21 protein-coding genes are annotated in these 26738 nt (G+C 72.9%); 3 read left to right on the top strand and 18 right to left on the bottom strand.

Annotation, left to right across the window (positions count from 1 at the left end; all coding sequences use genetic code 11):
* Positions 1-137: 137 nt before the first annotated feature.
* The 13 genes from ACFRCR_RS00580 to ACFRCR_RS00520 form a co-directional block, all read right to left on the bottom strand.
* Positions 138-2162: a hypothetical protein gene (locus ACFRCR_RS00580; RefSeq protein ID WP_377674566.1), complete on the bottom strand. Its 2025-nt coding sequence runs from the start codon at positions 2160-2162 to the stop codon at positions 138-140.
* A gap of 87 nt (positions 2163-2249) precedes the next feature.
* A complete protein-coding gene (locus ACFRCR_RS00575; RefSeq protein ID WP_377674564.1) occupies positions 2250-3890 on the bottom strand; it encodes a PQQ-binding-like beta-propeller repeat protein in 1641 nt (546 codons plus the stop codon).
* Between the two features lie 118 nt (positions 3891-4008).
* On the bottom strand, positions 4009-5583 hold the full coding sequence (locus ACFRCR_RS00570; protein ID WP_377674563.1) for a PQQ-binding-like beta-propeller repeat protein: 1575 nt from the start codon (positions 5581-5583) through the stop codon (positions 4009-4011).
* Positions 5584-5631: 48 nt separating this feature from the next.
* Positions 5632-7176 (bottom strand): alpha/beta hydrolase family protein, encoded by a 1545-nt coding sequence (locus ACFRCR_RS00565; RefSeq protein WP_377674561.1) that lies wholly within the window; start codon positions 7174-7176, stop codon positions 5632-5634.
* Positions 7177-7245: 69 nt separating this feature from the next.
* Positions 7246-8193, bottom strand: coding sequence for a GTPase Era (era, locus tag ACFRCR_RS00560; protein WP_191795386.1), 948 nt, complete (start codon positions 8191-8193; stop codon positions 7246-7248).
* Positions 8190-9665, bottom strand: coding sequence for a hemolysin family protein (locus ACFRCR_RS00555; protein WP_377674559.1), 1476 nt, complete (start codon positions 9663-9665; stop codon positions 8190-8192). Before ACFRCR_RS00555 ends, era begins: the two co-directional genes overlap by 4 nt.
* The gene (gene ybeY / locus ACFRCR_RS00550) at positions 9662-10114 is read right to left on the bottom strand and encodes an rRNA maturation RNase YbeY (protein ID WP_030151649.1); all 453 of its coding nucleotides are present in this window, start codon (positions 10112-10114) and stop codon (positions 9662-9664) included. The genes ACFRCR_RS00555 and ybeY overlap by 4 nt, the downstream gene beginning before the upstream one ends.
* Positions 10114-11241, bottom strand: a complete 1128-nt coding sequence (locus tag ACFRCR_RS00545; protein WP_377674557.1) for a PhoH family protein — start codon at positions 11239-11241, stop codon at positions 10114-10116. The genes ybeY and ACFRCR_RS00545 overlap by 1 nt, the downstream gene beginning before the upstream one ends.
* 143 nt (positions 11242-11384) lie before the next feature.
* Positions 11385-11753, bottom strand: coding sequence for a histidine triad nucleotide-binding protein (locus ACFRCR_RS00540; protein ID WP_377674555.1), 369 nt, complete (start codon positions 11751-11753; stop codon positions 11385-11387).
* Between the two features lie 70 nt (positions 11754-11823).
* Entirely contained in the window at positions 11824-12660 is an 837-nt protein-coding gene (locus tag ACFRCR_RS00535; RefSeq protein WP_377674553.1) for a 16S rRNA (uracil(1498)-N(3))-methyltransferase, read from the bottom strand.
* A gap of 1 nt (position 12661) precedes the next feature.
* The gene (dnaJ, locus tag ACFRCR_RS00530; protein ID WP_030151645.1) at positions 12662-13774 is read right to left on the bottom strand and encodes a molecular chaperone DnaJ; all 1113 of its coding nucleotides are present in this window, start codon (positions 13772-13774) and stop codon (positions 12662-12664) included.
* 115 nt (positions 13775-13889) lie between these two features.
* Positions 13890-14906, bottom strand: coding sequence for a heat-inducible transcriptional repressor HrcA (hrcA, locus tag ACFRCR_RS00525; RefSeq protein WP_377674551.1), 1017 nt, complete (start codon positions 14904-14906; stop codon positions 13890-13892).
* A gap of 244 nt (positions 14907-15150) precedes the next feature.
* Positions 15151-16593 carry an MFS transporter gene (locus ACFRCR_RS00520; RefSeq protein ID WP_377674549.1) on the bottom strand — a complete coding sequence of 481 codons (1443 nt, stop codon included), beginning with the start codon at positions 16591-16593 and terminating at the stop codon, positions 15151-15153.
* A gap of 132 nt (positions 16594-16725) precedes the next feature.
* Between ACFRCR_RS00520 and ACFRCR_RS00515 the strand changes: the two genes are divergently transcribed.
* A complete protein-coding gene (locus ACFRCR_RS00515; RefSeq protein WP_377674547.1) occupies positions 16726-17592 on the top strand; it encodes a DUF3097 domain-containing protein in 867 nt (288 codons plus the stop codon).
* Between the two features lie 83 nt (positions 17593-17675).
* Here ACFRCR_RS00515 and ACFRCR_RS00510 read toward each other — a convergent pair whose 3' ends face one another.
* The 5 genes from ACFRCR_RS00510 to lepA all read right to left on the bottom strand — a co-directional run bounded on the left by ACFRCR_RS00510 (position 17676) and on the right by lepA (position 25153).
* The gene (locus ACFRCR_RS00510; protein ID WP_377674545.1) at positions 17676-18227 is read right to left on the bottom strand and encodes a DUF4870 domain-containing protein; all 552 of its coding nucleotides are present in this window, start codon (positions 18225-18227) and stop codon (positions 17676-17678) included.
* 224 nt (positions 18228-18451) lie between these two features.
* The gene (locus ACFRCR_RS00505) at positions 18452-19519 is read right to left on the bottom strand and encodes a hypothetical protein (RefSeq protein ID WP_377674543.1); all 1068 of its coding nucleotides are present in this window, start codon (positions 19517-19519) and stop codon (positions 18452-18454) included.
* A gap of 159 nt (positions 19520-19678) precedes the next feature.
* Complete coding sequence (locus ACFRCR_RS00500) at positions 19679-21571, bottom strand: acyltransferase family protein (RefSeq protein WP_377674541.1); 1893 nt, start codon at positions 21569-21571, stop codon at positions 19679-19681.
* A 179-nt stretch (positions 21572-21750) separates the two neighbouring features.
* Complete coding sequence (hemW, locus tag ACFRCR_RS00495) at positions 21751-23154, bottom strand: radical SAM family heme chaperone HemW (protein ID WP_377674539.1); 1404 nt, start codon at positions 23152-23154, stop codon at positions 21751-21753.
* Positions 23155-23230: 76 nt separating this feature from the next.
* A complete protein-coding gene (lepA, locus tag ACFRCR_RS00490; protein ID WP_377674537.1) occupies positions 23231-25153 on the bottom strand; it encodes a translation elongation factor 4 in 1923 nt (640 codons plus the stop codon).
* A 251-nt stretch (positions 25154-25404) separates the two neighbouring features.
* Between lepA and ACFRCR_RS00485 the strand changes: the two genes are divergently transcribed.
* Positions 25405-26094: a type II toxin-antitoxin system PemK/MazF family toxin gene (locus ACFRCR_RS00485; protein ID WP_377674535.1), complete on the top strand. Its 690-nt coding sequence runs from the start codon at positions 25405-25407 to the stop codon at positions 26092-26094.
* A gap of 255 nt (positions 26095-26349) precedes the next feature.
* Complete coding sequence (gene rpsT, locus ACFRCR_RS00480; RefSeq protein ID WP_030151635.1) at positions 26350-26610, top strand: 30S ribosomal protein S20; 261 nt, start codon at positions 26350-26352, stop codon at positions 26608-26610.
* The last annotated feature ends 128 nt before the right edge of the window (positions 26611-26738 follow it).

The raw sequence follows: 26738 nt of genomic DNA, 5'->3' as shown, positions 1-26738 counted from the left end.
CCTCATGGCGGGACCGGACGAACCAGCGACGCCACGACAGTGACGCCGTCGGCCCGCCTCATGGCGGGACCGGACGAACCAGCGACGCCACGCGCGCGACGCCGCCGGCTCGTCCCAGCGCGAGGCCGCCGGGGAGGTCAGCGGCGCGAACGCAGCGCCGCGTCGACCGCCGGGTCGCCCAGGTTGCCGAGCCACTCGAGCAGCGCGGGGTACGTCGACGGGTTCGCCGCGACCTGGGGCCGCAGGTGCGGTGCCTCCTGGACGATCTGCGCGAGCACCTCGAGCGGGGTGGACGGGTCCAGGGCCTGAGCGGCGCTGAACCCCACCGGCTGCGGGTCCTGGTACGGGGGCAGGACCGCGGTGTCCCCCACGGGCTGTGCGGCGTAGCCGGGACGGGCCGCGTAGCCCGAGCGTTCGGGCACGACCGGTTGCACGGGGTGCGACGACGAGCCGCCCTGGGCCGGCAGGACCTGCGTCGGCTGGTACTGCTCGACCGGGCGGGCGGGCTGCGGCTGGGGGTCCTGCCGGACGGGCTGCGTCGGCTCCTGACTCGGCTGGTAGCGGACCTGCTGCACGGGCTGAGCCTGCTGCGGCTGGGCCTGCGCCGGCGTCTGGGCGGGCGTCGGACGCGACGACGGTGCCGCGACCGGATCGGGCTCGTGCTCACCGGCCTCGGGACCGTAGCCGTCCGGGCCGGTCGCATAGCTGCCGCTGCCGTACGGACCCGCGACGGGCTCCCGCACGGGCTTGGGGCGCGCAGGGCGCGGTGCGGGCGGCTGCCAGACGTACGCGCTCGGCGCGGCGTCCGACCCGACGGGCGACGCGGGCCGGTTCTCCGCGAAGTGGGTCCTGACCTCTGCCGGCACCGTGAGGGCGAACACCACGAGGAGCGGCAGTCCGTAGGCCAGCAGCAGGAGCGAGGTCCCAAAGCCTGTACCGGGCTGGTTCGTCGCGACGATCAGAAGGACGATGCCGAGGATCGCGACGACGCCCGCCGCACCCAGGGCGAGCGTCCGCCCGGCCACCGCGTCACGCGCGAGCGACCGACGGGCCACGAACGCGGCGCCCGCGGCGAGCAGCCCGAACACGATCGACAGGATCAGGATCGAGCCCCGACCGCCGTCTGCGAGGGTGAGGACACCGGACAACGCGGTCCCGACGGCGACCACCACGACGAGGTCGAGCGCGTGCACCGCGACCCCGACCCAGGTCGAGACGGGCGACGTCGACGAGGCGGTGGTGCGGGCGAGGGCGGGCGAGGCCGCGACCGCTGCCGCGGCCGGGACCAGCAGCAGCCCGAACTGCCCGAGCGCGAAGGAGTCGAAGCTGACCAGCAGGTTGCTGGTGTTGAGCACGAACAGCACCACGAGAGCGACACCCAGCCCGACGAGCACCAGGCGCCAGGCCTCGTCACGCCGCAGGATCCCCCACACCGGCCACCCGACGAGCGCCACGGTCACGGCCCCGGCGACGAGGAACCGGAGCACCAGCAGGACGGGAACCCCCAGGGAGAAGGTGAGGAGGAAGGCGACGAGCGCACCGACGACCGCCACACCGGCGATCACCGTCAGCACGAGCGACCAGAGCCGCGACACCGCCGCGTCCTGCTCGACCGGGCCGAGCTCGGCCTGCCGCGGCTGTGCCGCCAGGAGCGCCCCCGCGAGGCCGAGCGAGAGCGCCGTACCGACGCCGCCCCACCCGTTGTCGACCGACCGGTTCACCAGGTCCAGGACGATGTAGACCGCGGCCAGGAGCACGTACGGGGCGTTCGCGACCAGACGCGCGAGGCGGGTCGTGTGCACCGTCCACGTCGTCGGCAGGGCACCGGTCCGCGCCAGGTACGGGAGGGCGAGCGAGAGGAGCGAGACGACCGTGACGAGGATGACCTCGACCTTGTCCGACGCCTTGTGCCCGGCGTCCCACGGCATGGTGAGCGAGACGAACAGGAGCAGCGCCGCCACGCCGTCCCGCACGTAGTCGCTCACGGGGATACCGACGAACGGGTTGCTCCCGGCAGCCGGTCCCGGCTTCTGCTCGGCACCACCCGCGGGCTCGGCGGACACGTTCACGGGCCCGTCCGACGACGGGGCCTTCCGGGCCCCTCCGGCGGGAGTGCGTGGCTGCTGATCGGGGCCGGGCCCAGGGTCGGTCTCGTTGGTCATCGCGTTCTCCCTACAGATCACCCCGGGCTCGGTGTCGGTCGAGCGCCGGATCAGGCCACGACGGCCCCGTCAGTTTCTACCGGTAGATCACCGATGGCTCAAGTCTCCCACTCTGTACCTGCGCGTCCCACGACCCAGACGTACGACCTCGGTCCTCGTCACGGCGAACAGCACCCCCTGCGCGGAGACGACCTCCCGGTACTCCCCGTCGAGGGTCCTGCGCCACTCGGTGCGGCCGTCGAAGAGACTCACGGACACGACGCTCGTCGAGGCACCGTCCGTCCCGCCGAGCTCGTCGCCGACCGTCGCGAGCAGCACCGAGTCCCCGTCGGTGAACACCCGGACGATCTCCGTGGGCAACCACCGCTGCCACACCTCGCGGCCCGTCCTGGTCTCGAGCGCCAGCAGCCGCGATCCCGACTCCATCACGACGACGTCGTCGGTCTGGAGCCAGAGCACCTCGGGCCACTCCTCCCGGTGCCACAGGCGGTGCCCCGTGGTCGCGTCGTAGCCCGTGAACCCGGGCATCCGGACCACGAGCACCTGGGGCGGGCCGCCGTCGGTGACCTGGGGCACGAACGGCTCCCCGGCCACGCTGAACCTCTTCCGACCGTCCGGCCCGACCACGTCCACGCGGTCCTCCTGCCCGGTCCGGCGGTCGTCGACCACCCTGGCCGACGAGCCTCCCGGGAGGCCGCGCTCCCGCAACCATCCGCGTGCCTGCGCGCTGGAGAACTCTGCCGACGAGTCCCCCGCAGCGTCGAAGGTCTCCGAGACGTCGCCGGAACGGACGTGCAGCAGACCGCGCGCCACGACCATGCCGACGTCCGCGACGGGTGCGTCCGCCGTGGAGGTCCCTTCGGCCCCTGCGGACCCGACCGCGTCCACGGGAGCCGGCGCCACGCCGACGGTGCGGACCCGCTCGACGGCACCGTCGAGCGCGCCCTCCCAGGTCACGACGACGCCGTCCGCCCCACGAGCAGCGGTCGCGACGCGCCCTCCCGCGAGCGGTGTGGCCGCCTCGACGCCGTCGGTCAGCACCCGTGACCCGACGACCCGCCCGGTCCGGTCCAGGACCGACACGAGGAACGGGAACCCGTCGTCGTTCCGACCGGCCCCGACCGACGCGCCCCGGTCCGTGACGCACACGAGCGGCGAACCCTGGACGGCAGGGTCGAGGAGATCTGGCCCGCACGTCGTGGGCCCGGACGGCAGGTGGGCGGTCCACAGCTCGTCGCCCGTGGTGATGTCCCGGGCCGTCACCGTGCCCTCCGCTCCGGTGAGCACCACCTGCCCGTCGACGGCCGCGGGAAGCCCGTCCCCCGTCGAGGCCCGCCACAGGCTCGCAGGCTCGGAGGCGACGGGCCAGAGCCCTCCGGCCTGCGCGGCCACCCGGTCGGCGCGAGCCCGCTCCAGGACCGCCCCGACCGCGAGCGAGGCGCCTGCACCACCGGCCACGAGGACGACGGCGAGGACCACGCGGACCGGCCGGCCCCTCGTCCTGCCGCGCGCGCCGGGTGCGTCCTCTCCCCCCGACATCCGCCCGGCGCCGACCGACGACGAGCCTGCCCCTGCCCTTCCGGCAGCGGTGCCTCCCGGGTGCGCTCCGCCGCTCCCCGTCGTCCGTCCGGTGGCCCCCGCCGGCCCCGCGTCGAAGTCGTCGTCGAGCTCGGCCACCTCGACCAGCTCGACGGCGTGGGCATCATGCTCACGACGTCGTGGAGCCACCTCTCCACGGTAGTCCCGATGGGTCGACCGGGCCGGGCGGGGCGGGGTGCCGCCACCTCGGCGGTGCGCCACGACATGGCGCCGGGCCGTCCGCGCGACCTGGAGCTCCGGCGGGCCGTCAGCCGATGCCCAGCAGCGTGCCGTCGTCGGTCGCGACGACGAGCGTCCCACGCGCGCTGGCCCCCCACACGAAGAGATCGGTGAGGTCGCTCGACCACAGTTCCTGCCCGGAGTCCACGGAGACAGCCGTGATCCGGGTCCCGCCCCCCGCGCTCGTCCCCACGAGGTACAGGTCCGTCCCGTCGGTGTACGCCGACGAGTAGGCCAGGAGGTCGGAGGACTCCCACAACCGTCTCCCGGAGCCCAGGTCCACCGCCCGCAGCCGACCTGCCTCAGACAGGATCCCGACCTCGCCCACCTGGGCGACCGGGGCACTGACCCCGTCGGCGCTCCACCGGGTCCGTCCGGTCGCCGCGTCGAGGGCGGTCGTGCGCGGCGGCTCGATGTTCCCGGACTCGTCCATGACACCGCCGCCCTCGGTGACGAGGAACACCCGCGACGGTCCTCCGTCCGTCACGGCGAACTCCTGGACGGTGCCCCGGGTGCGGAAGAGCTCCGCCCCGCCGGGATCGAGGACGGTCGAGGCGCCGTCGGGATGCTGGACGACGGCGAGCCCGTCCCGCAACGGGCTGGTCCACGAGTCCTCGGCCTCGTCCACGGTCCGGCCCTGCGCGTCCAGCGTCACGAGGCGGCCCGCGACCGCGACCATGAGCACCGACCCTCCGTCCTGCAGGCCCAGGTAGTCCTCACCCGGCCCGTTCCCTCGGTCCTCGTCGATCTCCCGCGACCACCGCAGCTCACCGGTGGCGAGGTCCTCCAGGTCGACGACCACGTGCCCGTCGTCCCCCCACCTGACCGAGGCGACGCCGTCGTCGAAGACGGCCGCCCCCTGCGTCCCCTCGCGGAACGTGCGGGAGCCCGTGACCTCCCCGGTCGCGGCGACCATGACGTCGATGCGCACCGGGAGCGACTGCTCGAACGTCGCCCCGTCCGTGGGGACCGACCGGAGCTCGAACGTCGTGCAGACCAACGGGTCCTCCTGCTCCGCCCGCGTCCCGGTGCCGGTGCACCCGGTCGTGACCCGCGCCGTGTCCGACTCCGGCCGGGGCGCACCGCGCCACAGCTCCCGCCCGGTCGTCGGGTCGTACCCGACCGCAGGGCTACCGGGTACGACGAGCGTCCCGTCCACCACGACAGGTGACAACCACCAGCCCGAGTCGTCGTCGCCCGAGGCCCCCGGTTCGATCCGCCACCGGACTCCCACCTCCGGGCCCAGCGGTCTGATCCCCCCGGCGGCGACCACCCGCTCGACGCGCGCAGACTCGTTCATCTCGCCACGGACGACCCCTCCGACGGCGAGCAGGGCGACGACCGACACCCCTGCCCCCACGAGGAGGCGTGCCCTGCGCGACCACCTTCGACGGGCGGGCCGCTCGTCGACGCGCGGTTCGTCACCGGCGCCGACCTGCGGCACCCGGCCGACGCCCGCCCCCTGGACGGGCGCCGCACCGTCGGGCACCTCGCCGTGCGACCGCGGGCCGGGCCCGTCCGGCCCGCTCTGGTCCTCGTCGGTCTCCTCGATCACGAAGACGCGCACGCTCGACCTGACCGTGCCCCGCGAACGTCGTCCCATGGGACGACCCTAAGCGCCGGGACGACCCCAGGCGCCGACGACCGAGAATCAGATGCCGAGCTGGTACACGCCCCAGTAGGCGAGCGTCACGAGCAGGATCGTCGACCCCGCGACGGTCGCCCACAGCGTCGTGCGGGCGCCGACGCCGGTCGCCGGGCGCACGACGACGCCCCCGCCCGAGGCGTCGACCGCCTTGCGCGCCGTCCGCAGGTCCGACAGACGGTTGATGATGAGCGCCGCCGCGACGACGGTCGCCAGGCCCAGCAGACGCACCGCGACCCAACCGCCCTGGACCACCCACGCGTCCGTCCGGTAGTCGAGCGCGAGCCTCGCGACCGAGACCAGATAGACGACGAGGCCCACCATGGTCGCGACGGACCCGGCCGCAAGACCGACGAGCGGCCAGCGAAGACCCGCGGCGAGCCGTCCTGCCGGACGCGGCGTGCGGCGCAGCCGGCGTGCCACGCCCGTCACGAGCCACACGAGCGGACCGACCACGAGGAGCGCACCACCCACGATCACGAACCCGATGACGATGTCACCGTTCCCGTACCACCGAGGGTTGGGCACGGCGGACGCGAGATAGAGCTGGTTCGGCTGGCCGCCCGCCACGGTCGGGACGGCACCCGCCGTGCCCATGAGCCCCTGGACCCACGCCGAGACGTCGCGCGCGAACTCCGGCACGAGGACGTCGTCGATCTTGATCCCGTGGTTCGCACCCTCGTAGTAGCGCACCGTCACGTCGTGGTTCCCGTTCGCACCGGCCTCCGCGATGATGCGCAGCGCCCCCTGCTCGACCGGCATCGACGGGTCCGCCGTGCCGTAGACCACGAGGGTCGGCACGTCGAGGCGCGCGAGGTAGGGCGTGACGTCGAAGTCGGCGTACTCGAACCCTCCCCCCGGCATCTCCATGCCCACGGCTCGTGGGATCGCCCGGAAGACTCCCTGCGGCACCCCCGTGTTGCGCAGGTAGGAGTCGACCGCGAAGCCCGCCTGCTGGCGTGGCGGCACCACGGGTGCCGAGACCATGACCAGGAAGGACACGTCGGGATCCTGGTCCACCAGGACCGGTGCGATCCACGTGCCCTCCGACTCGGCGTACAGCCCGACCCGGTCAGGGTCCACCGAGGGCCGGGTCCGCAGGAGGTCCACCGAGTGCTGGTAGTCGGCCGCCATGCCGACGTAGTCGCGGTGCCGGGTCGTGTACGTGTCGAGCCGCTTGGAGGGCACGAGCGTCACGACGCCGGCGCTCGCCATCTCGGTCGCGACGTCGACGAACGCCTCGTCCGCCGCTCCCGTCCCGGCACCGTGGAGGAACACCACCGCGGGGCGCCCCTCGGGGGCGTCGACCGGCTCGCGCACGATCCCGTCGACGCTCGTCCCGTCGAGCCTGATGACGACCGGGGTCTCCGTGACCTCGTAGGTCCCCACCGGCTGGACGTCGGGCCCCTGACCGCCGATCGTCGTGTCCGACGTCGTGGGTTCGAGATGGTCGGTGACCGGCACGGGCGACCACTGGGGTCCGGTGACGGCCCCCACCAGGGCCAGGCCGATCGCGAGGGCGGCGCTCGTCGCCGCGGTACGGAAGATCACGACGGCATCGTCTCGCGCGAGCGGGGCCACCCGCCCTGGGAACGGCCCGACGTCGGACGGGGGTACACCCTAGAACCCGAGCCGGCGCAGCTGCTTGGGGTCGCGCTGCCAGTCCTTGGCGACCTTGACGTGCAGGTCGAGGTACACGCGCGCGCCCAGCAGCGCCTCGATGCCCTTGCGGGCCTCGGTCCCGACGTGGCGCAGGCGCGAGCCGCCGCGCCCGATGATGATCGCCTTCTGGCTGTCACGCTCCACGAAGAGGTTGACCCGCACGTCCAGGAGCGGCGGCCGGCCGGTCTCCGGGTTCCCCGACCCCTCGCGCGGCACGATCTCGTCGACGACCACGGCAAGGCTGTGCGGGAGCTCGTCGCGCACGCCCTCCAGGGCCGCCTCGCGGACGAGCTCGGCGACCATCACGGCCTCGGGCTCGTCGGTCAGCTCGCCGCCGGGGTACAGCTCGGGGCCCGGCGGCAGGTGCTTGATCAGCACCTCCTCCAGGGTCTCGACCTGGAAACCGTCCTTGGCCGAGACCGGCACGATGTCCTGCCACTCGCCGAGCTGGTCCACCGCGAGGAGGTGCTTCGTCAGGGTCTCGCGGTCGACGAGGTCGGCCTTGGTCACGACGGCCACGACCGGGGTCGGACGGCGGCCCTTCATGAGCTCCGCGAGCTGGGCCGCGATGTACTTGTCCCCCGGCCCCACCTTCTGGTCCGCCGGGAGGCAGAACGCGATGACGTCGACCTGGGCGAGGGTCTCACGGACCAGGTCGTTGAGCCGCTCGCCGAGGAGCGTACGCGGACGGTGCAGCCCGGGCGTGTCCACGAGGATGAGCTGTGCGTCGGGACGGTGCACGATGCCACGGATCGTGTGGCGGGTCGTCTGCGGTCGCCCGGAGGTGATCGCGACCTTCTGCCCGACCAGGGCGTTCGTGAGCGTGGACTTGCCCGCGTTGGGCCGTCCGACGAAGCACGCGAAGCCGGCCTTGTGCTCTGCTGCTGCGTGGTCGTTCTGGGTCACCGGTGTGCTTCTCTCTCGTTCGACTCTCCCGCTCGACGCGGGGTGTCACTGGTCCGCCCGGCACGCTCGGCGCGCTCGGGGGTCGACTGGTGGTCTCGGTGGCCGCGCTCGCGCGGCTCGGTGCGCTCGCGCACCTCGTTGCTCGACGACGCCCCCGGGTCGTCCGGGTCCTCGCGGTCGGCGACGACGGCGCACACGAGCACGGTCGCGAGCTGCTTGCGGCGCCCCTCGACGCGTTCACCCGTCATGTGCACGCCCTGGGCCTCCGCGGCCGACCCCGGCAGCGGGACCTTGCCGAGCGCCTTGGACAGCAGGCCCCCGACGGTGTCGACGTCGTCGTCCTCGATGTCGCGGTCGAAGAGCTCTCCGAGCTCGTCGAGCGACAGGCGGGCGGGCACCCGGAAGGTCCCGTCCCCCAGGTCCTCGACCTCGGGGCCGGACCGGTCGTGCTCGTCGGTCAGCTCTCCGACGATCTCCTCGAGAGCGTCCTCGATCGTCACGAGGCCCGCGACGCCGCCGTACTCGTCGACCACCATCGCGATGTGCGACGCCGAGGCCTGCATCTCGCGCAGGAGGTCGTCGACCGGCTTGGACTCCGGCACGAAGATCGCCGGGCGGGCGACGTCCTCGACGCGGCGCGACGCCGCCTCGGGCGAGGCGTGCACGACCTTGACGACGTCCTTGAAGTAGACGACGCCCACGAGGTCGTCGACCGACGTCCCCGTGACCGGCAGCCGCGAGAACCCGGAGCGCAGGAACAGGGCCAGCGCCTTGGACAGGGGCGTCGACGCCGGGGTCGTGATCATGTCGGTGCGGGGCACCATGACCTCACGGGTGAGGGTGTCACCGAGCTCGAAGACGGAGCGGATCATCTCGCGCTCCTCCTCCTCGATGATCTCGGACTCGTTGACGCGGTCGACCATGTCCCGCAGCTCACGCTCGTACGGCCCGTCGGCCTCGTCGCGCGAGGCCGTGACCCGCACCAGCCAGCCCGTCAGGGCGACCGCGGGGGTCAGGATCCCCGACAGTGCCACGAGCACCCGCACCGGGCGCTGGCGCCCGAGGGCGCGCGGCGCGACCCGGGCGAAGCCCAGCGCGACGAGGACCGAGAACAGCAGGGCCGCGAGCAGCGCCTGCCACCAGTCGTCGAGCCACGCCAGGACGAGCAGCGTCACGCAGGCGGCCGCCAGCATCTCGGCGACGACGCGCAGGAACGCGAGCGACGCCGCAGTGTGCGGAGGGTCCTCGGCCAGCGCCTGGACCCTGCGCACCCGGACCACGCGCGGCGGCAGCGGGCCACCCGCACCACCGCCGTTCGTGCCGGTGGTGGCGCCCTCGACCTCCGCGGCCGCCTCGCCCACCGCGGCCCGCGTGACACGCATGACCGCCGCCTCGCCCGCGCCGAGCGCCCCCGCGAGGACGACTCCGACGACCGCGAGGACCAGCAGCAGCGCGACGGGGACCTCGGTCATCGGCTGGCGAGGAAGGTCAGGAGCAGCTTGCGCTGCAGCGCGAACATCTCCTTCTCCTCCTCGGGCTCGGCATGGTCGTAGCCGAGCAGGTGGAGGATGCCGTGCGTCGTGAGCAGGAGCATCTCCTCGGCCGTCGAGTGGCCGGCCGTGACCGCCTGCTGCGCGGCGACCTCGGGGCACAGCACGATGTCGCCCAGCTCGCCCGCAGGGGTCACGTCCCCGTCGCGCCCGGGACGGAGCTCGTCCATGGGGAACGACAGGACGTCCGTGGGGCCAGGCTCGTCCATCCAGCGCACGTGCAGCTCGGCCATGACGTCGGACTCGACGAACCGGATGCCGAGCTCGCTCTGGGGGTGGACGTGCATCGCGTCCAGGACGTAGCGCGCGAGGGCCGCGAACTCCGCCTCGTCGACCTCGTAGCCGGACTCGTTGTTGATCTCGACGCTCATCAGCGTGCCCCTTGCTCTCGTTGGTCTCGGGTGTCTCGTGGGCGCTCGCGGCGTGCCGTGCCGCCGCGCCCGGCGCCGTGCGCGTGACCTCCGCCGTCGCGCGCCGGACGCGCGGTGCTCACGTCCCAGCGCGCATAGGCGTCGATGATGTCGCTCACGAGGCGGTGCCGCACGACGTCCGTGGAGGTCAGCCGGCAGAACTCGACGTCGTCGACCCCGGTCAGGACGTCCTCGATGACCCGCAGCCCCGACGGCGTCCCACCCGGCAGGTCGACCTGCGTCACGTCGCCCGTGATGACCATCTTGGAACCGAAGCCGAGGCGGGTCAGGAACATCTTCATCTGCTCGGTCGAGGTGTTCTGCGCCTCGTCGAGGATGATGAACGCGTCGTTGAGCGTGCGACCGCGCATGTATGCCAGCGGCGCGACCTCGATGGTCCCGGCCTCGATGAGCTTGGGGATCGACTCGGGGTCGATCATGTCGTGCAGCGCGTCGTACAGGGGGCGCAGGTACGGGTCGATCTTCTCGGAGAGCGAGCCGGGCAGGAACCCGAGACGCTCCCCCGCCTCGACGGCCGGGCGGGTCAGCACGATCCGGCTGACCTGCTTGGCCTGGAGCGCCTGGACGGCCTTGGCCATCGCGAGGTACGTCTTGCCCGTGCCGGCGGGACCTATCCCGAACGTCACGGTGCTCGCGTCGATCGCGTCGACGTAGCGCTTCTGCCCGACCGTCTTGGGACGGATGGTCCGGCCGCGGCTCGAGAGGATGTTGAACGTCAGGACCTCGGCCGGGCGGGTCGCGGTCGCCGCGGTGAGCATCGCCACCGAACGCGTCACGACGTCGGGCGTGAGACGGGTACCGGACTCGACGACCTCGACGAGCTCGTCGAGCAGCCGGGAGGCGAGCGCGACGTCGCCGACGGGGCCGGTGACCGCGATCTCGTTCCCGCGGGCGTGGACGTCGATCGTGGGGAACCCGGACTCGATCGCTCGCAGGACCACGTCACCGCTGCCGAGCAGGTCCACCATCGGCACGTGGGGCGGTACGACGATACGGTGCTCGACCCGGGTCCCGGAGGGGTGCGCGGCCGCTGGGCCGTCCGGTGCGGGTGGTGTCGAAGATGGCATGAGCCGGCTTGCGCCGAGGCACTCCTTCAGCAGGTCGGGTGGTTCGTGGTGCGTCCATGATATCGAGCGTGCTCGCGCGGGTCAGGGCGAATACCGGGCGCACCGGGCGGCCCGCAGGACCGGGCGGACGAGCGTCCTTGCGGTCAGGCCGGGTTCCACCCCAGCGCGGTCCCGCCGATGACGTGCCCGTGGACGTGGAAGACGCTCTGCCCGGCGCGCGGCCCCGAGTTGAAGATGAGCCGGAACTGCCCGTCGGCCTGCTCGCTCGCGACCTCGTCGGCCAGGGCGACGACCCCCGCGAGGAGGTCCGGGTCGGCGGCGGCGAGCTGCGCGATGTCGCCGTGGTGCGCACGAGGCACCACGAGGACGTGGAGCGGGGCCTGCGGGTTGATGTCCTTGAACGCCACGGCCTGGTCCGTGGTCGCCACGACCGTCGCGGGGATCTCTCCTGCGACGATCTTGCAGAACAGGCAGTCCGGGTCGGTCGGGCGCGAGGTGTCGTTGCTGGTCATGACGGCAGGCTACCCCCGGCTCGCCGGCACGGCCCGGGAGGCAGGTCGTGCGTCGGCACCACGCGCGAGGTCACCGCTCGTCGTCCGCCCCGCCCCACCGGCCGAGCCGCTGGACGAGCATCGCGATCGCGACCGGGCCTGCCGTCGAGGTCCGCAGCACGTGCGGGCCGAGGCGCGCGGTGCGCGCGCCGGCACCGGTCAGCGCTTCGACCTCCTTCTCGGAGATCCCACCCTCCGGCCCGACGACGACGAGCACCTCGGGCGCTCGTCCCGCCGCGGCCACGTCCTGGGACGCGGGGACGGGCAGAGCCACCTCGGCGAGCGGGGCGACGGCCTCCTCGTGCAGCACGATGACGGCACCGCCCGCGTCGACGACCTGACGCGTGCGCTCGACGAGCCCGCGCGTGTCGATCGCGACGTCGACCCGGGGAAGGCGGGCACGTCGCGCCTGCTTGGTCGCGGCGCGCACGGTCGCGAGCCAGCGGGCGCGCGACTTGGCCGCGCGGTCGCCACGCCACACCACGATCGAGCGCTCGGCCTGCCACGGGACCACGGCGTCGGCGCCGACCTCGGTCGCCGCCTCGATCGCCATCTCGTCACGGTCGCCCTTCGCGAGGGCCTGGACCAGCGTCACGACGACGTCGGGCGCGGGCTCCTCGACGACCTCACGGACGCGCAGGTGGACCCCGGAGGGCTCGACCCCTTCGATGGTGCACCGCAGGCGCAGGCCCTCGCCGTCGACGACGTCGGCCGCCTCCCCGACCCCGCGCCGCTGGACGACGCCCGCATGGCGCCCCTCGGCGCCGTCGAGCACGTAGAGCGAACCCGCCGGGAAGGCGGCGAGGCCACCCGCCGCCCCGCTCTCCGACGGGCTGCTCGCCTCCGCGAGAAAGACCGGCGCGCTCATGTCAGCGCCCCGAGAGCTTGTCGCGCAGGCGGGAGAACACGCCCGGGTGCGCGGCGGACAGGCGCGGGTCCGGGCGCTCCTCGCCGCGGGCCTTCGCGAGCGAGCGCAGCAGCTCCTCCTGCTCCTCGTCGAGGCCCGTGGGGACCTGGACCTCGACGTGCACGTTGAGGTCACCGCGACCACCGGTGTGCAGGTGGCCGACGCCGAGGTTCTTGAGCGTGACGATCTGACCGGGCTGGGTCCCGGGGCGCAGGTCGATCTCCTGCGGGCCGTCGAGGGTCTCGAGCTCCAGGACCGTCCCGAGGGCCGCAGCCGTCATGGGCACCTGGAGCGTGCAGTGCAGGTCGTCGCCACGACGCACGAAGACCTCGTGGTTGCGCTCGCGGATCTCGACGTAGAGGTCGCCCGCGGGGCCGCCGGCCGGGCCGACCTCGCCCTGCGACGTGAGCTTGATGCGGGTGCCCGTGTCGACGCCCGCGGGGACGTTCACCGTCAGGGTGCGACGGCTGCGCACGCGACCCTCGCCCGCGCACTCGGCGCACGGCTCGGGGATCACGGTGCCGAAGCCCTGGCACGCGGCACAGGGGGCGGTCGTCATGACCTGGCCGAGGAACGAACGGGCCACGCGCTGGACCGTGCCGCGGCCGTTGCACACGTCGCACGTGCGGGGCGACGTGCCGGGGCGACAGCACGAGCCCGAACAGGTTCCGCAGATCACCGCGGTGTCGACCTGGAGCTCGCGGCGCGCCCCGAAGGTCGCCTCCGAGAGGTCGATGTCGAGACGCACCAGGGCGTCCTGGCCGCGGCGTGCGCGCGGGATGGGGCCCGACTGCGCCTGGCCGCCCCCGAAGAACGTCTCGAAGATGTCCTGGAAGCCGAACCCTCCGCCCATGCCCCCACCGGCGGCCGACGGGTCCGAGCCGAGGTCGTACTGCTGGCGCTTGTCCGGGCTGGACAGCACCTCGTAGGCGCGGGACACGTCCTTGAACTTGTCCTCGGCGGCCTCGCCCGCGACGTCAGGGTGCAGCTCACGGGCCAGCTTGCGGTAGGCCTTCTTGATCTGGTCCTGGCTCGCGTCCCGGGGCACGCCCAGGATCTCGTAGTAGTCGCTCACAGGTCACTCTCTACTAGCGCACGCCGATCCAGGATCGGCGACTTCCGACAACACCGTGCGGTGACGACCAGGGTCGAAGGACCCGGCGCGGCGCCCGCCGGCGCAAGAACCGAACTCATGCGGTCAGGACGCGCGACAGGTACCGCGCGACCGCGCGGACCGAGGCGATCGTCCCGGGATAGTCCATGCGGGTCGGTCCGATCGAGCCGATCAGCGCGACCGAGTCCCCCTCGTTACCGTATCCGCTCGTCACGACCGAGGTTTCCGCGAGCCCCTCGAGCTGCGTCTCGTGACCGATGCGCACGCTCACCCCGGACTCCGCGGCCATCTCGGTCAACAACCCGAGCAGCACGACTTGTTCCTCGAGCGCCTCGAGGACCGGTCGCAGCGCGTGCTCGAACCTCATGCCGACCCGGGCCAGGTTGGCGGTGCCGGCGAGCACGATGCGCTCCTCCGACTCCTCGGACAGCGTCTCCTCGACGAGCAGCGCGAGCGAGCGAGCGAGGTCCTGGTGCTCGGGGCGGAACTCCTCGGCGACGTCGGCGAAGCCCTTGCCGAGCTCCGCCAGACGCTTGCCCGCCGCCACGGCGTTGAGCCGCGAGCGCAGCTCGGCGAGCGTGGCCTCGTCCGGCGCCTGGGTGACCTCGAGGGTGCGCTGCTCGACGCGGCCCGTGTCCGTGATGATGACCACGAGCAGCCGCCGGTCGCCGACCGGCACGAGCTCGAGGTGCCGCAGGCCCGACCGGCGCAGCGACGGGTACTGCACCACGGCGACCTGGCCCGTGAGCTGGGCGAGCAGACGCCCCGCGCGGGCCACGACGTCGTCGAGGTCGACGGCCTCCGACAGGAACGTCTCGATCGCCCGCCGCTCGGGCGAGGACAGGGGCTTGACCGTCGAGAGCCTGTCCACGAACAGGCGGTAGCCCTTGTCCGTGGGGATACGCCCGGCCGAGGTGTGGGGCTGGGCGATGTACCCGTCCTCCTCGAGGGCGGCCATGTCGTTGCGGATCGTCGCGGGGGACACCCCCAGGCGGTGCCGCTCGGCCAGGACCCGGGATCCCACCGGCTCCCTCGTCAGGACGTAGTCCTCGACGATCGCACGCAGCACGTCGAGCCGTCGTTCCTCGCTCATGGCCACCTCCCGATCGTCGCGCGTTCTCGCACTCTCCACCGTCGAGTGCTAATTCTACGCGGTCGCGAGAGGCGTGGGGCGCGACGTGCACATGCTCCTCACGGGGTCTTCCCGACCGTGGCCCGGCTGGGGCCGCAGCCGACGGAGCGGCCCGCGCTCCGCCGTCGGGCCCGAGGCTCTCCCCGGGCCTGGGCGTGCCGCCCACGCGGCACGGCGCCCGGCGGCGGCGCTCACGTGGCGGACGTCACCGTGCGGGCGTGGCGTGCGCGTGCCGCGACCGCAGGTCCACGACCGCGACCACGAGCGAGACCGCGACCAGGGCGACCGTGATGAGCATCGCGGTGCTCGCCGCGACGGCTCCCGTCGATCCGCCCGCCTTGAGCGAGTAGTACGTCGAGAGGACCACGGCGATGCCCATGGCAGATCCCACGCGCTGCCCGAGCTGGAGCATGCTGCCTGCGACGCCCGCGAGCTCGACGGGGACGCGGGCCAGGGTCAGGGTCTGGTTCGGGGAGATGACGGTCCCGCTGCCGATCCCCGTGATCATCATGGTCAGGGCGATGCCCCAGCCCGCGGCCGACGAGTCGTCCCCCGTGGCACGGATCGCGAGGATCACGCCCCCGAGCCCGACGAGCACCACCACGAGGCCCGCGACCACGAGCGGTCTGCCCCAGCGCGCGACCCCGCGACCCGCGAGCCACGACGCCACGCCCGACGCGATCGCGAACGGCATCCCGATGAGCCCCGCGTGCAGCGGCGTGAAGTGCAGGTCGTTCTGCAGGTACAGCGTCGCGACGAGGAAGATGCCCGTGAACCCCGCGAAGTACGTGATGCCGAGCAGCGTGCCGTTGCGGAACGACGTCAGCGACAGGACCCGCGGGTCCAGGACCGGGGCGCCCGTGGTGCGCTGGTATCGCCGCTCCCAGAACACTGCGGCGACGACCGCGACCGCCCCGAGCGCGAGCCACCACCAGCGGCCGGGGTCGTCGTCCTGGCCCGACGTCGTGACGAACGGCAGCATGACCGCGACCGTCGCGACCGCGACGAGGACGAGGCCCACGGGATCGAGCCTGCGCGGACCGGGCCTGCGCGCCGTCACGGGCAGGAACCTGATGGCCAGGGGCAGCACGACCGCGATGATCGGGACGTTGATCCCGAAGATCCACCGCCACCCGTTCTCCTCGCCCGCGACCTGGAGGATCAGTCCGCCCAGGAGCGGACCCAGCGCCGTCGAGACGCCGATCGTCGCGCCGAACATGCCGAACGCCTTGCCGCGCTCGTACCCCGAGAACATCTGCTGGATGAGCCCGATGACCTGAGGGTTGAGCATGCCCGCGCTCACGCCCTGCAGGAGCCGGGCGATCGCGAGCCACTCGTCGTTCGGCGCCAGGCCCGCCGCGAGGCTCGTGAGCGCGAAGCCGACGAGGCCGACGACGAACAGCGTGCGACGCCCGCCCGCGTCGCCCAGGCGGCCGGCCGGGACGAGCGCGAGCCCGAACGCGAGGGTGTAGCCCGCGACGATGAGCTGCAGCTCGGTCGGGCCCGCGTCGAGCGCCCTCTCGATCGACGGGAGCGCGACGTTGACGATCGACACGTCGAGCATCGTGACGAACCCGACCGCGAGGCACAGCCCCAGGACGCGCCACCGCTGGGCGTCGGGCGCGGCGGGACCGTTCGAAGTGCTCACCGGCCAGTCGTACCACGGCGCGTGGGCCCGCACCCGGCGAGCAGCCCCGCTCCGTCGAGGTCGGAGACGACCTCGCGCGTCGCCGCGCGCCCCTTCCGGGAGTGGGGGCCACGAGCGCCTAGGGTGACGTCGGTGAGCTTCGATCGCTACGGTTCCGACGTCCTGTCCAGCGCGACCCCCGCCCCGGTCCCCCACCGCCGGCGCCCGGTCTCCCGCCCGCAGCCCGCCGAGCGCGGCCTCGTCGTCGAGGACGTCGAGACCGGCTGGGTCGGCGCCGTGGTGCGGGTCGAGAAGTCCGGCGGCATGCACGTCGTCGTCCTCGAGGACCGTGCCCGCCGCACGCGCACCTTCCCCCTCGGCCCGGGCTTCTGGGTCGACGGCGAGCCCGTCGAGCTGACCGCCCCGGTGACCTCGACGGCGCCCGTCGCCCCGACGCGCACCGCGTCGGGTTCACGGGCGGTCGCGAACGTCCGGGCGCGCGTCGCACGCGGCAGCCGCATCTGGGTCGAGGGCAAGCACGACGCCGAGCTCGTCGAGAAGGTGTGGGGCGACGACCTGCGCATCGAGGGGGTCGTGGTCGAGCTGCTCGACGGCGTCGACAACCTCAGCGAAGCCCTCAAGGACTTCGGCCCGACGGCGGAGCGCAAGGTGGGCGTCCTGGTCGACCACCTGGTCCCCGGCAGCAAGGAGACGCGCCTGGTCGCGGAGGCCCTGCGAGGCGTGCGTCCCGGCACGGTCATGGTGCTGGGCCACCCCTACGTCGACGTGTGGCAGGCCGTGCGGCCCGAGCGCGTCGGCCTCGACGCGTGGCCCGTGATCGAGCGCGGCACCGAGTGGAAGCGCGGCATCCTGCGCGAGCTCGGGTGGCCGGCGGCCGAGCAGGCCGACGTGGCCCGGGGCTGGCAGCGGATCCTCGGGACCGTGCGCACCTACGCCGACCTCGAACCGTCGCTGCTCGGCCGCGTCGAGGAGCTCATCGACTTCGTGACGGCCGACTGAGGTCCGGCGCCCGCGGTGACGCGGCCAGAGGGGGTGTCCCAGGCCTGCCTGGGACACCCCCTCTCGACGTGCGTCGGCCTGCGCTACTTCACGATCTTCACGTCGATCGGGTAGCTGGTCGGACGGCCGTTGCTGACGGCCTGGAACGCGATGATGCCGAGCACGAGCGACGCCACCCAGACGCCGAGGACGACCAGACCGGACAGGAAGCCCGGGAGCACCCAGTTCGCGGCGAGCAGGACGAGGGCCACGGGGATCTGGAAGTTGAGCGCCTTCTTGGCCTCGGCGTCGACGACGTGGCTGCGCTCGCGGAAGACGAGCCAGATCACGAGCGGTGCGAGGAACCCGAGGATCCCACCCAGGAGGTGGGACAGGCTCGCCCAGGTCTTGGTGTCGGCGGGTGACAGCGGGGCGGCCGGGCCGCCCTGGTAGCCCGGCGGCGGGTACTGGCCCTGGGGCGGGTACTGACCCTGTTGGCCCGCGGGAGGGCCGTAGGGGGGCTGCTGACCGGGCCACCCCTGCTGGCCGGGCTGGCCCGGCTGCCCGTGCTGGGCTCCGGGCGTGCCGTGCTGGTCCGTCGGGGGCACGTACTGCCCGTAGTCAGGGACCTGGTCGGAAGGGTTCTGGCTGCTCATCGGGGCCTCTCTACGGACGGACCGGACCGTTCGGGACGGACCGGGCGCCTCACGCTAGCCGGTCCGGCACACCTGCGGCCACCGTGCCCGTCCCCTGAGCGGGCGATTCACCTTGCCGGCACCCGGCACACACCCCGCAGGGCCCGTGGGCGGACGACGACGGGCCGTCCCGCACACCCGAGGTGGAGGTGCGGCACGGCCCGGCGTCGGGACCTGTCCGGAGGTCAGACGGGCTGCTCGTCCACCAGACGGCGGTAGGCGTACGCGACCGCGATGTAGGACAGCGGGATCGTGACCAGCAGGCCGACGAAGCAGACCAGGAAACCCAGGATGTTGATCCCGAAGAGCGCCAGGAGCAGCAGGAAGACGGACCCGAAGTTCTTCGCGACGAGCGACCAGCTGGACTTGATCGCGGTGATCGCGTCCTGCTCCTTGTCGAGGGTGAAGTAGTAGACGAACGCCGAGAAGATCGCGACCGCGATGCCGGGCAGGATGCACAGGATCGTGCCGATGATCGTCATGACCGCCACGAGGAAGGCGGCCAGCAGGACGTTGCCCACGTTGGCGATCCGGAAGAACGCCGCGACGTCGGGCTTGCGCCCCTGCGTCTCGTCGAGAGCCCCCCGGGAGTAGAAGGCGGCGATGAGGTAGCTGATGATCACACCGACGATCGTCAGCAGGACGCTGACGAAGCTCAGCCCCAGCGCCTCGGCCATGTTGGTGTCCGAGAACCCGTCGGTGCGGTAGTCCGTGAAGTTGTCGAAGCCGCCGGAGATCCAGCTGAAGATCGCGTTGATCACCAGGAAGATCAGCGCCGCGAGGATCCACGGTCCCGGGTTGGCCCAGAACTTCTTCCACCCGAAGCCGATCGCGTCACCCACCGAGAACGCCGCGGCCCCCGCATACGCAGGCTGGCCGGGAGGCGGGTACGCGCCGGCCGGCGGTGGGTAGGCCCCTGCCGGCGGCGGGTACGGAGGCTGCTGCCCACCGGCGGGAGTGCCGTAGGGCTGCGCGGGGGGCGGGGTCGGGGCGCCGTACGGCGGGGCGACCGGAGGCCCGGGCTGCGCGGACGGCGCCGGCTGCGCGGGCGGCGCCGGCTGCACGGGCGGCGCCGGCTGCGCCGGGGGCTGCGTGGGCGGCGTCGCCGGCGGCTGGGCCGGGGGCTGGCTGGGGGGTACGGGCTCGGAGGGCGGTTGCGCGGCGGCCCCGGGGTCCGGTGTGCTCGCGTAGGGGTTCTGCGGGGTCGGCTCGTTCTCTTCCGGCGGCGGCCCGCCTGCGGTGTTGTCGCTCATCGTGATCCCTCGGGTCGGCGGGGTGCGGCAAGCCACACTGTGAACGGACTGTGACGATCGAACATTTCACAGATCACCCTCCACGATGGGGCGTTCGGGCCATTCCCGCCACAGGAAGCGTGGGACGCCCGAACCTCCTCGGGCGACGCCGGTGAGTCGTCAGGGTCCGCGGAGCGCGACCGCCTGCGCGAGGCCGCCCGAGACGACCCCCGCGTAGAGCGACGTCCCCTCGGAGGTCGGGTGCACGCCGTCGGGTCCGAGCAGCGCGGGCTGGGACGAGATCGCGCCGCTCCAGTCCGCGACCACGACGTTCCCGTGGCGCTGGGCCGCGCCGACCAGCTCGGCGTTCGTGACCGGCACCCACGACCGGTCGGCGTACCCCGTGACGAGCACGACCGTGTGGTCGGGACCGATCGCGGCGAGGACCTTGTCCATCATCGCGGCGTCGACCGTGCTGTTCGTCCCGAGAGAGAGCACGACGTAGGGCCGGAGGTTCCCGGCCGCGCGGACGGCGTCGACGAGGCCGACGGCGTCCTTCATCTGCCGGGCCACGGCACCGTCGATCAGCACGCCGGGAAGGGCCGCGGTCAGCGCGGGCGCGCTCGCCAACGTCACCGAGTCCCCGATGATCGTGACCTGGTCGCCGGGTGGAGGCGTCGGGGCCACGGCCGGGGTCTCCGGCGCGGGCTCCGCGGGCACGGGCGCCGCGTCGGGGGCCGGTGCCGCAGGCGCCTCACCGCCCGGCTGCTGGGTCAGCGCGGCGACCTCCGCGCCCGCGCGGATCTGCGCCTCGACCGAGGAGATCGCCGGGGCGCGCACGAAGCCCGTGACCGCGAGCCCGACGACCACCACGACCCCGCCGACCGTGAGCCACCCGCGGACCGGCAACGGGTTGCGGCCCGACGCGCCCCGGCGGAGCCACGCCACGACGGTCCGCACGTACCCCGCGAGGCCTCGTCCCATGACGGGACGCTCGACGTACCGGTAGGACAGCGCCGCGGCACCGAACGTCACGACGGTCGCGGCGAGCGCGACCCACGGGCCGGGGCTCGCGTACAGCCCGCCGCCTCCGGCGAGCGCTGCGGCCAGGACGAAGACGGGCCAGTGCCACAGGTACAGGCCGTACGAGCGCGCGCCCACCCAGCCCACCGGCCCCCGGTCCAACTGCTTGCCGAGGCCCGGTGCGTGCAGCACGAGGTTGACGACCCCGGCCGTCGCGAGCGACACGACGAACAGTCCACCCCGGTAGGTGATGCCGTCGTCCCACGGCATCCAGAGCATCGCGACGACCAGGACGGCCGCGCCCGCTGTCCCCGCGCCCACGACGAACAGGGTTCCCCTGCGGGTCGTGGTACGCGGCGCCTCGCGGACGAGCGTCGGACGCCCCGTGCGCAGGTGCCAGAACGAGAGGAACGCACCGATCATGAGCCCGAACAGGTGGGTGTCGGTGCCGAAGTAGACCCGGGTCGGGTCCGTGCCGGGCGAGTACAGGACCGCCATCGCGACGGCGGACCCGACGGCGAGCACCCCCGCCAGGACCAGAGCCCGACGCCGGGTGATCCGCAGTGCGAGCACCGCCAGGACCACGAGCGGCCACACCAGGTAGAACTGCTCCTCGACGGCGAGCGACCACAGGTTCGCGAAGATCTGGGGCGCCAGTCCCCCGGAGTACGTGCTGCCCTGGGCGATGTAGACCCAGTTGCTCGTGAACGTGGCGGCCCCTACCACCTGGGCCCCGATCCCCACGAGGAGATCGCCCCCGACGAGCCCCGCGGCGGCCGTGCACACGAGCACGACCAGCCCCAGCGCCGGAAGGAGCCTGCGGGCTCTCCGGACCCAGAACCGGGACAGGGACACGGCCCGCCGCGCCCGGAACTCGCGGACCAGGAGCGTCGTGATGAGGAACCCGGAGAGCACGAAGAAGATGTCGACGCCCACGTACCCGCCGGGGAGGACCTGCGGGGCGAAGTGGAAGACCATGACCGAGAGCACGGCCAGCGCGCGCAGCCCGTCGAGCCCGGCGATCCGCCGGTACCGGACCGTCGGTCGCACCGGTCGTGACGGACGGTACCCACCGGGAGCCGGTGGGCTCTGCGGCGGGGGCCCGACGAGGGACCTGTCAGGCGACTCGAGGTCGAGGTCAGCAGGTCGCAGTCGCTGCCACACGTCGACGCGGTCGGTCGAGGTCCTGGCTGCTCCGGCCTGCGCCCGAGCCGACTGTCCTACCGTCGTCACCCGTCAGTCAGCTCCCGTACCACCGTGTCCGCCAGCAGCCGTCCCCGCAGGGTCAGCACCCCGCGGCCTCGGATCGCCGCTCTTCCGTCGAGGAGGCCCGCCGCGACCATGCCGGCCACGTTGCGCCGACCCACCTCGGTAAGGACGCTCAGGTCCAGTCCTTCACGCAGTCGCACACCGAGCATGACGCGCTCGAGGTGAGCCTCCGAGACGGTCAGGAGCTCACGTCCGGCCGCCGGGCTGCCGCCCGCCTCGAGCATCGCCGCGTAGCGTCGCGGGTGCTTCACGTTCCACCATCGCACGCCCTCACGGCCGCCCGGTGCAGGCGCGGCCGCGTCGTCGGCCGTGTCGGAGACGCGGTCGGAGATGTCCGCGGAGTCCTCCGGATCGTCGGTACGGTTCGAGGCCCCTCCGATGTACGAGTGCGCCCCGGGGCCGATCCCCCACCAGTCCTCGCCCCGCCAGTACGCCAGGTTGTGACGGCACACGAACGCCGGGTCCGCCACCGCCTCACCCGGCACGGAGCCGTCGCCGGTCCCTGCCCGCCGGGCCCAGTTGCTCACCTCGTACCACTCCAGCCCGGCCGCGGTGAGCAGCTCGTCCGCGAGCTCGTACTTCTCGGCCTGGTCGTCCTCGCTCGGCAGGGAGACGTCCCCACGGCGCACCTGAGCGGCCATCTTGGTCCCCTGCTCCACGACGAGCGCGTACGCCGAGACATGGTCGACGCCCGTCGCGAGCGCGGCCTCGAGGCTCGTCCGCCAGTCGTCCAGGCTCTCGCCAGGCGTCCCGTAGATCAGGTCGAGCGACACCGCGAGCCCCGCGTCGCGCGCCCAGCGCACCACGTCGGGGATGCGGCGCGGGTCGTGCGTGCGCTCGAGCGTCGCGAGCACGCGCGGCACGGCCGACTGCATGCCGAACGACACCCGCGTGAAGCCCGCCGCCGCGAGCTCGGCGAGCGACTCCGGGGTCACCGAGTCGGGGTTCGCCTCGGTCGTGACCTCCGCACCCGGGGCGAGGCCCCACGCGTCGCGCACGCCCGCGAGCATGCGCCCCAGGTCGCCGGCCGGCAGCAACGTCGGGGTGCCGCCACCCACGAACACGGTCGAGACCGGGCGCGAGGCCAACCCGGCACGCTCCATGACCCGCGCCGCGAGGTCGATCTCCCGCAGCGCCGTGTCCGCGTACGACGCCTGGCTCGCGCCCCCGCCCAGCTCGGACGCCGTGTACGTGTTGAAGTCGCAGTAGCCGCACCGCACGGTGCAGAACGGCACGTGCAGGTACACGCCGAAGTCACGACCCGCGTGGTCGTCCGACCCCGCCCCACCGGGACCCGCACCCACCCACGCGGGGAGAGCGCCGTCGTCGGGCACGGGGATGCCGTCCGGGAGAGCCGGGCTCATCCCCGCACCCCGGACGCCGCGGAGCGCGCGGCCCCCAGCACGTCGAGGGCCACGCGCTCACGAGAAGAGCAGCACATCACTTCTTGGACTTGTCCTTCGCGTCCTTGCCGCCGCTGCTGCCCGCACCGTCGGAGGACAGCGCCGCGATGAAGGCGTCCTTGGGGACCTCGACCGTACCGATCGTCTTCATGCGCTTCTTGCCCTCCTTCTGCTTCTCGAGCAGCTTGCGCTTTCGGCTGATGTCACCGCCGTAGCACTTGGCGAGCACGTCCTTGCGGATCGCGCGGATGGTCTCGCGCGCGATCACGCGCGCACCCACGGCCGCCTGGATCGGGACCTCGAACTGCTGACGCGGGATGAGCTCCTTGAGCTTGGCCGTCATCATGACGCCGTACGAGTACGCCTTGTCCTTGTGCACGATCGCGCTGAACGCGTCGACCTGCTCGCCCTGCAGCAGGATGTCGACCTTCACCAGGTCCGCGGCCTGCTCGCCCGAGGGCTCGTAGTCGAGCGAGGCGTAGCCGCGCGTCTTGGACTTGAGCTGGTCGAAGAAGTCGAACACGATCTCCGCGAGCGGCAGCGTGTAGCGCATCTCGACACGGTCCTGCGAGAGGTGGTCCATGCCGCCCAGCACGCCGCGCTTGCCCTGGCACAGCTCCATGACCGCGCCGATGAACTCGGTCGGGCACAGGATCGTGGCCTTGACGATCGGCTCGCGGATCTCGCCGATCTTGCCGCCCGGGAACTCGCTCGGGTTCGTGACCGTGACGACCGAGCGGTCCTCGAGGGTCACCTCGTAGACGACGTTCGGGGCGGTCGAGATGAGGTCGAGATCGAACTCGCGCTCGAGGCGCTCGCGCACGATCTCCAGGTGCAGCAGCCCCAGGAAGCCCACGCGGAACCCGAAGCCGAGCGCGACCGAGGTCTCGGGCTCGTAGTTGAGCGCCGCGTCGTTGAGCTTGAGCTTGTCGAGCGCGTCGCGCAGGACCGGGTAGTCCGAGCCGTCGATCGGGTACAGGCCGGAGAACACCATGGGCTTGGGGTCGCTGTAGCCGCCCAGCGCGTCCTGCGCCGGCTTGGCCGCGTTGGTCACGGTGTCGCCGACCTTCGACTGGCGCACGTCCTTGACACCCGTGATGAGGTAGCCCACCTCGCCCACGCCGAGCCCCTTGGTCGGGTGCGGCTCGGGTGCGCTCACGCCGATCTCGAGGAGCTCGTGCGTCGCCTTGGTCGACATCATGACGATCTTCTCGCGCGGGTTCAGGTTGCCGTCGACCACGCGCACGTACGTCACGACGCCGCGGTACGTGTCGTACACCGAGTCGAAGATCATGGCGCGCGCCGGGGCGTCGGCGTCCCCCACGGGGGCCGGGACCTCCTCGACGATGCGGTCGAGCAGCTCGGTGACACCCACGCCCGTCTTGCCCGAGACCTTCAGGACGGTCGACGGGTCGACGCCCACGAGGCCTGCGATCTCCTCCGCGTACTTCTCGGGCTGCGCGGCCGGCAGGTCGATCTTGTTGAGCACCGGGATGATCGCGAGGTCGTTCTCCATCGCGAGGTACAGGTTCGCGAGGGTCTGCGCCTCGATGCCCTGCGCGGCGTCCACGAGCAGCACGGCCCCCTCGCACGCGGCGAGCGAGCGCGAGACCTCGTACGTGAAGTCGACGTGCCCGGGCGTGTCGATCATGTTCAGGGCGTAGGGCACCAGCGGGGCCGACGTGTCGTCCGGGTCGTCCCCCTCCCGCACGGCCCAGGGCATGCGCACGGCCTGCGACTTGATCGTGATGCCGCGCTCACGCTCGATGTCCATGCGGTCGAGGTACTGCGCACGCATGGCGCGCGCGTCGACGACGCCGGTGAGCTGGAGCATGCGGTCGGCCAGCGTGGACTTGCCGTGGTCGATGTGCGCGATGATGCAGAAGTTGCGCAGCAGCTCGGGCGGCGTCGCCGCGGGCTGGATGCGGGTGCTCAGCTGGGCGCTGGGGATCGGGGACAACTGGGGTGCGCTCCTGTGGTGGGTCAAGACGGGGCGGCGGACGGCGCCCGCCCCTGCGGATCGGTGCTCGACGACGGAGCGTGAGCCGCCGGGACGCGCCCGGCAGGTCGCTGGTCGTCGCACGCAGGGTCGGACAGCAACCACCATTGTCCCACGACCCCGCACGCGCGAGGCTCACCGGCCCCCCGGCGGCCGTCACCGCAGGGCCCGCACCCGGACGGGGCCGCGGCCGGTCCGGGTAGATTGCGGGCGTGGCTCAGAACAAGTGGATCTCCCTGCTCACGGACGCGGCGCGCGCGATCCTCGGCGCGCTCGGCGGCTCCTCCCGCCCGGCCGGCGGGGAGGACGGCCGGGAGTCCGCCCCCAAGCCCTCCGGCCCGACGGCGTCGGGCACCCCGCGCGGGGTGGCGCCGCGTCCGCGGACGGGAGCGACGGCGTCGGGCGCTCGCTCGCCGAAGCCCGGACCGCAGGCCGGCACCCGCAGGCCTGGCAGCGCCGCCGGCACCACGACCGCGCGCGGACCCCGGCCCACGGGCACCTACCCCGGCGACTTCACGGGTCGCGTGCGGGCCGAGTACTCCCCGCAGCTCGACGGCGACCCGGACCCCGGCGAGATCGTGTGGACCTGGGTGCCCTACGAGGAGGACTTCTCCCAGGGCAAGGACCGGCCGGTGCTGCTCGTCGGTCGCGACGGCAACTGGCTGCTCGGGACCATGCTCACGAGCAAGGACCACTCGCGCGACGCCGCCGACGAGGCGCGGTGGGGGCGGCACTGGCTCGACATCGGCTCGGGCCCGTGGGACTCCCGCGGCCGCGACAGCGAGGTGCGCCTCGACCGCGTGATCCGCGTCGACCCCGGCGCGGTGCGCCGCGAGGGCGCCGTCATGGACCGCCGCACGTTCGAGACGATCGTCCGTGAGATGGGCCGGATCCAGGGCTGAGCCCTCGCGCACAGGCGGTCCTCGTGGGCACCTGACCGGTCGGGAGGACGGGCGAAGACGGGCGATGACAGGCCGGAGCTGAGCATTCTGGCCGATCTCGCGGTCGGCTGGTAGTCTTGGTGGCTGCGTGTCCGCCCAGGTCGGCGGGCACAGTTCCAGCTCCTCTCCAAGGGTTCCCCACCCCCAGTCCCGGAGCTGGAATCGCCCTCTACGACCTATTCGATCGCTTCGGCGAACACACCAGAAAGTCCACACGTGGCAAACATCAAGTCTCAGATCAAGCGCATCAAGACGAACGAGAAGGCTCGTCTGCGCAACAAGGCCGTCAAGTCGGAGCTCAAGACGAACGTTCGCCGCGTTCGCGAGGCCGTCGCCGCCGGTGACAAGGAGGCCGCCGCCAGCGCCCTCGCCACCGCGTCGAAGAAGCTCGACAAGGCAGTCTCCAAGGGTGTCATCCACCAGAACCAGGCTGCGAACCGCAAGTCGGCTCTGGCGAAGGCCGTCAACGCTCTCTGAGCGTGACACTCCCTTCCACGCGTGACCTTGTGCGTCGCCCCTGATCCACCTCGGGCCGCACGGTGAACGTCGAGAGGCGCTGCTCCCTCCACGGGGCAGCGCCTCTCGTGCGTCCCGGGACGGGCGGG

The organism is Oerskovia sp. NPDC056781 (assembly GCF_042789955.1).
Classification (GTDB): domain Bacteria; phylum Actinomycetota; class Actinomycetes; order Actinomycetales; family Cellulomonadaceae; genus Oerskovia; species Oerskovia rustica.
This window is presented reverse-complemented; position numbering and strand designations above follow the sequence as displayed.

Bases quoted from the DNA above. Each gene is read 5' to 3' on its own strand.
- ACFRCR_RS00580 (WP_377674566.1), bottom strand. From the start codon at position 2,162: ATGACCAACGAGACCGACCCTGGGCCCGGCCCCGATCAGCAGCCACGC.
- ACFRCR_RS00570 (WP_377674563.1), bottom strand. From the start codon at position 5,583: ATGGGACGACGTTCGCGGGGCACGGTCAGGTCGAGCGTGCGCGTCTTC.
- ACFRCR_RS00555 (WP_377674559.1), bottom strand. From the start codon at position 9,665: ATGACCGAGGTCCCCGTCGCGCTGCTGCTGGTCCTCGCGGTCGTCGGA.
- ybeY (WP_030151649.1), bottom strand. From the start codon at position 10,114: ATGAGCGTCGAGATCAACAACGAGTCCGGCTACGAGGTCGACGAGGCG.
- ACFRCR_RS00545 (WP_377674557.1), bottom strand. From the start codon at position 11,241: ATGCCATCTTCGACACCACCCGCACCGGACGGCCCAGCGGCCGCGCAC.
- ACFRCR_RS00540 (WP_377674555.1), bottom strand. From the start codon at position 11,753: ATGACCAGCAACGACACCTCGCGCCCGACCGACCCGGACTGCCTGTTC.
- ACFRCR_RS00535 (WP_377674553.1), bottom strand. From the start codon at position 12,660: ATGAGCGCGCCGGTCTTTCTCGCGGAGGCGAGCAGCCCGTCGGAGAGC.
- hrcA (WP_377674551.1), bottom strand. From the start codon at position 14,906: ATGAGCGAGGAACGACGGCTCGACGTGCTGCGTGCGATCGTCGAGGAC.
- ACFRCR_RS00510 (WP_377674545.1), bottom strand. From the start codon at position 18,227: ATGAGCAGCCAGAACCCTTCCGACCAGGTCCCTGACTACGGGCAGTAC.
- ACFRCR_RS00505 (WP_377674543.1), bottom strand. From the start codon at position 19,519: ATGAGCGACAACACCGCAGGCGGGCCGCCGCCGGAAGAGAACGAGCCG.
- hemW (WP_377674539.1), bottom strand. From the start codon at position 23,154: ATGAGCCCGGCTCTCCCGGACGGCATCCCCGTGCCCGACGACGGCGCT.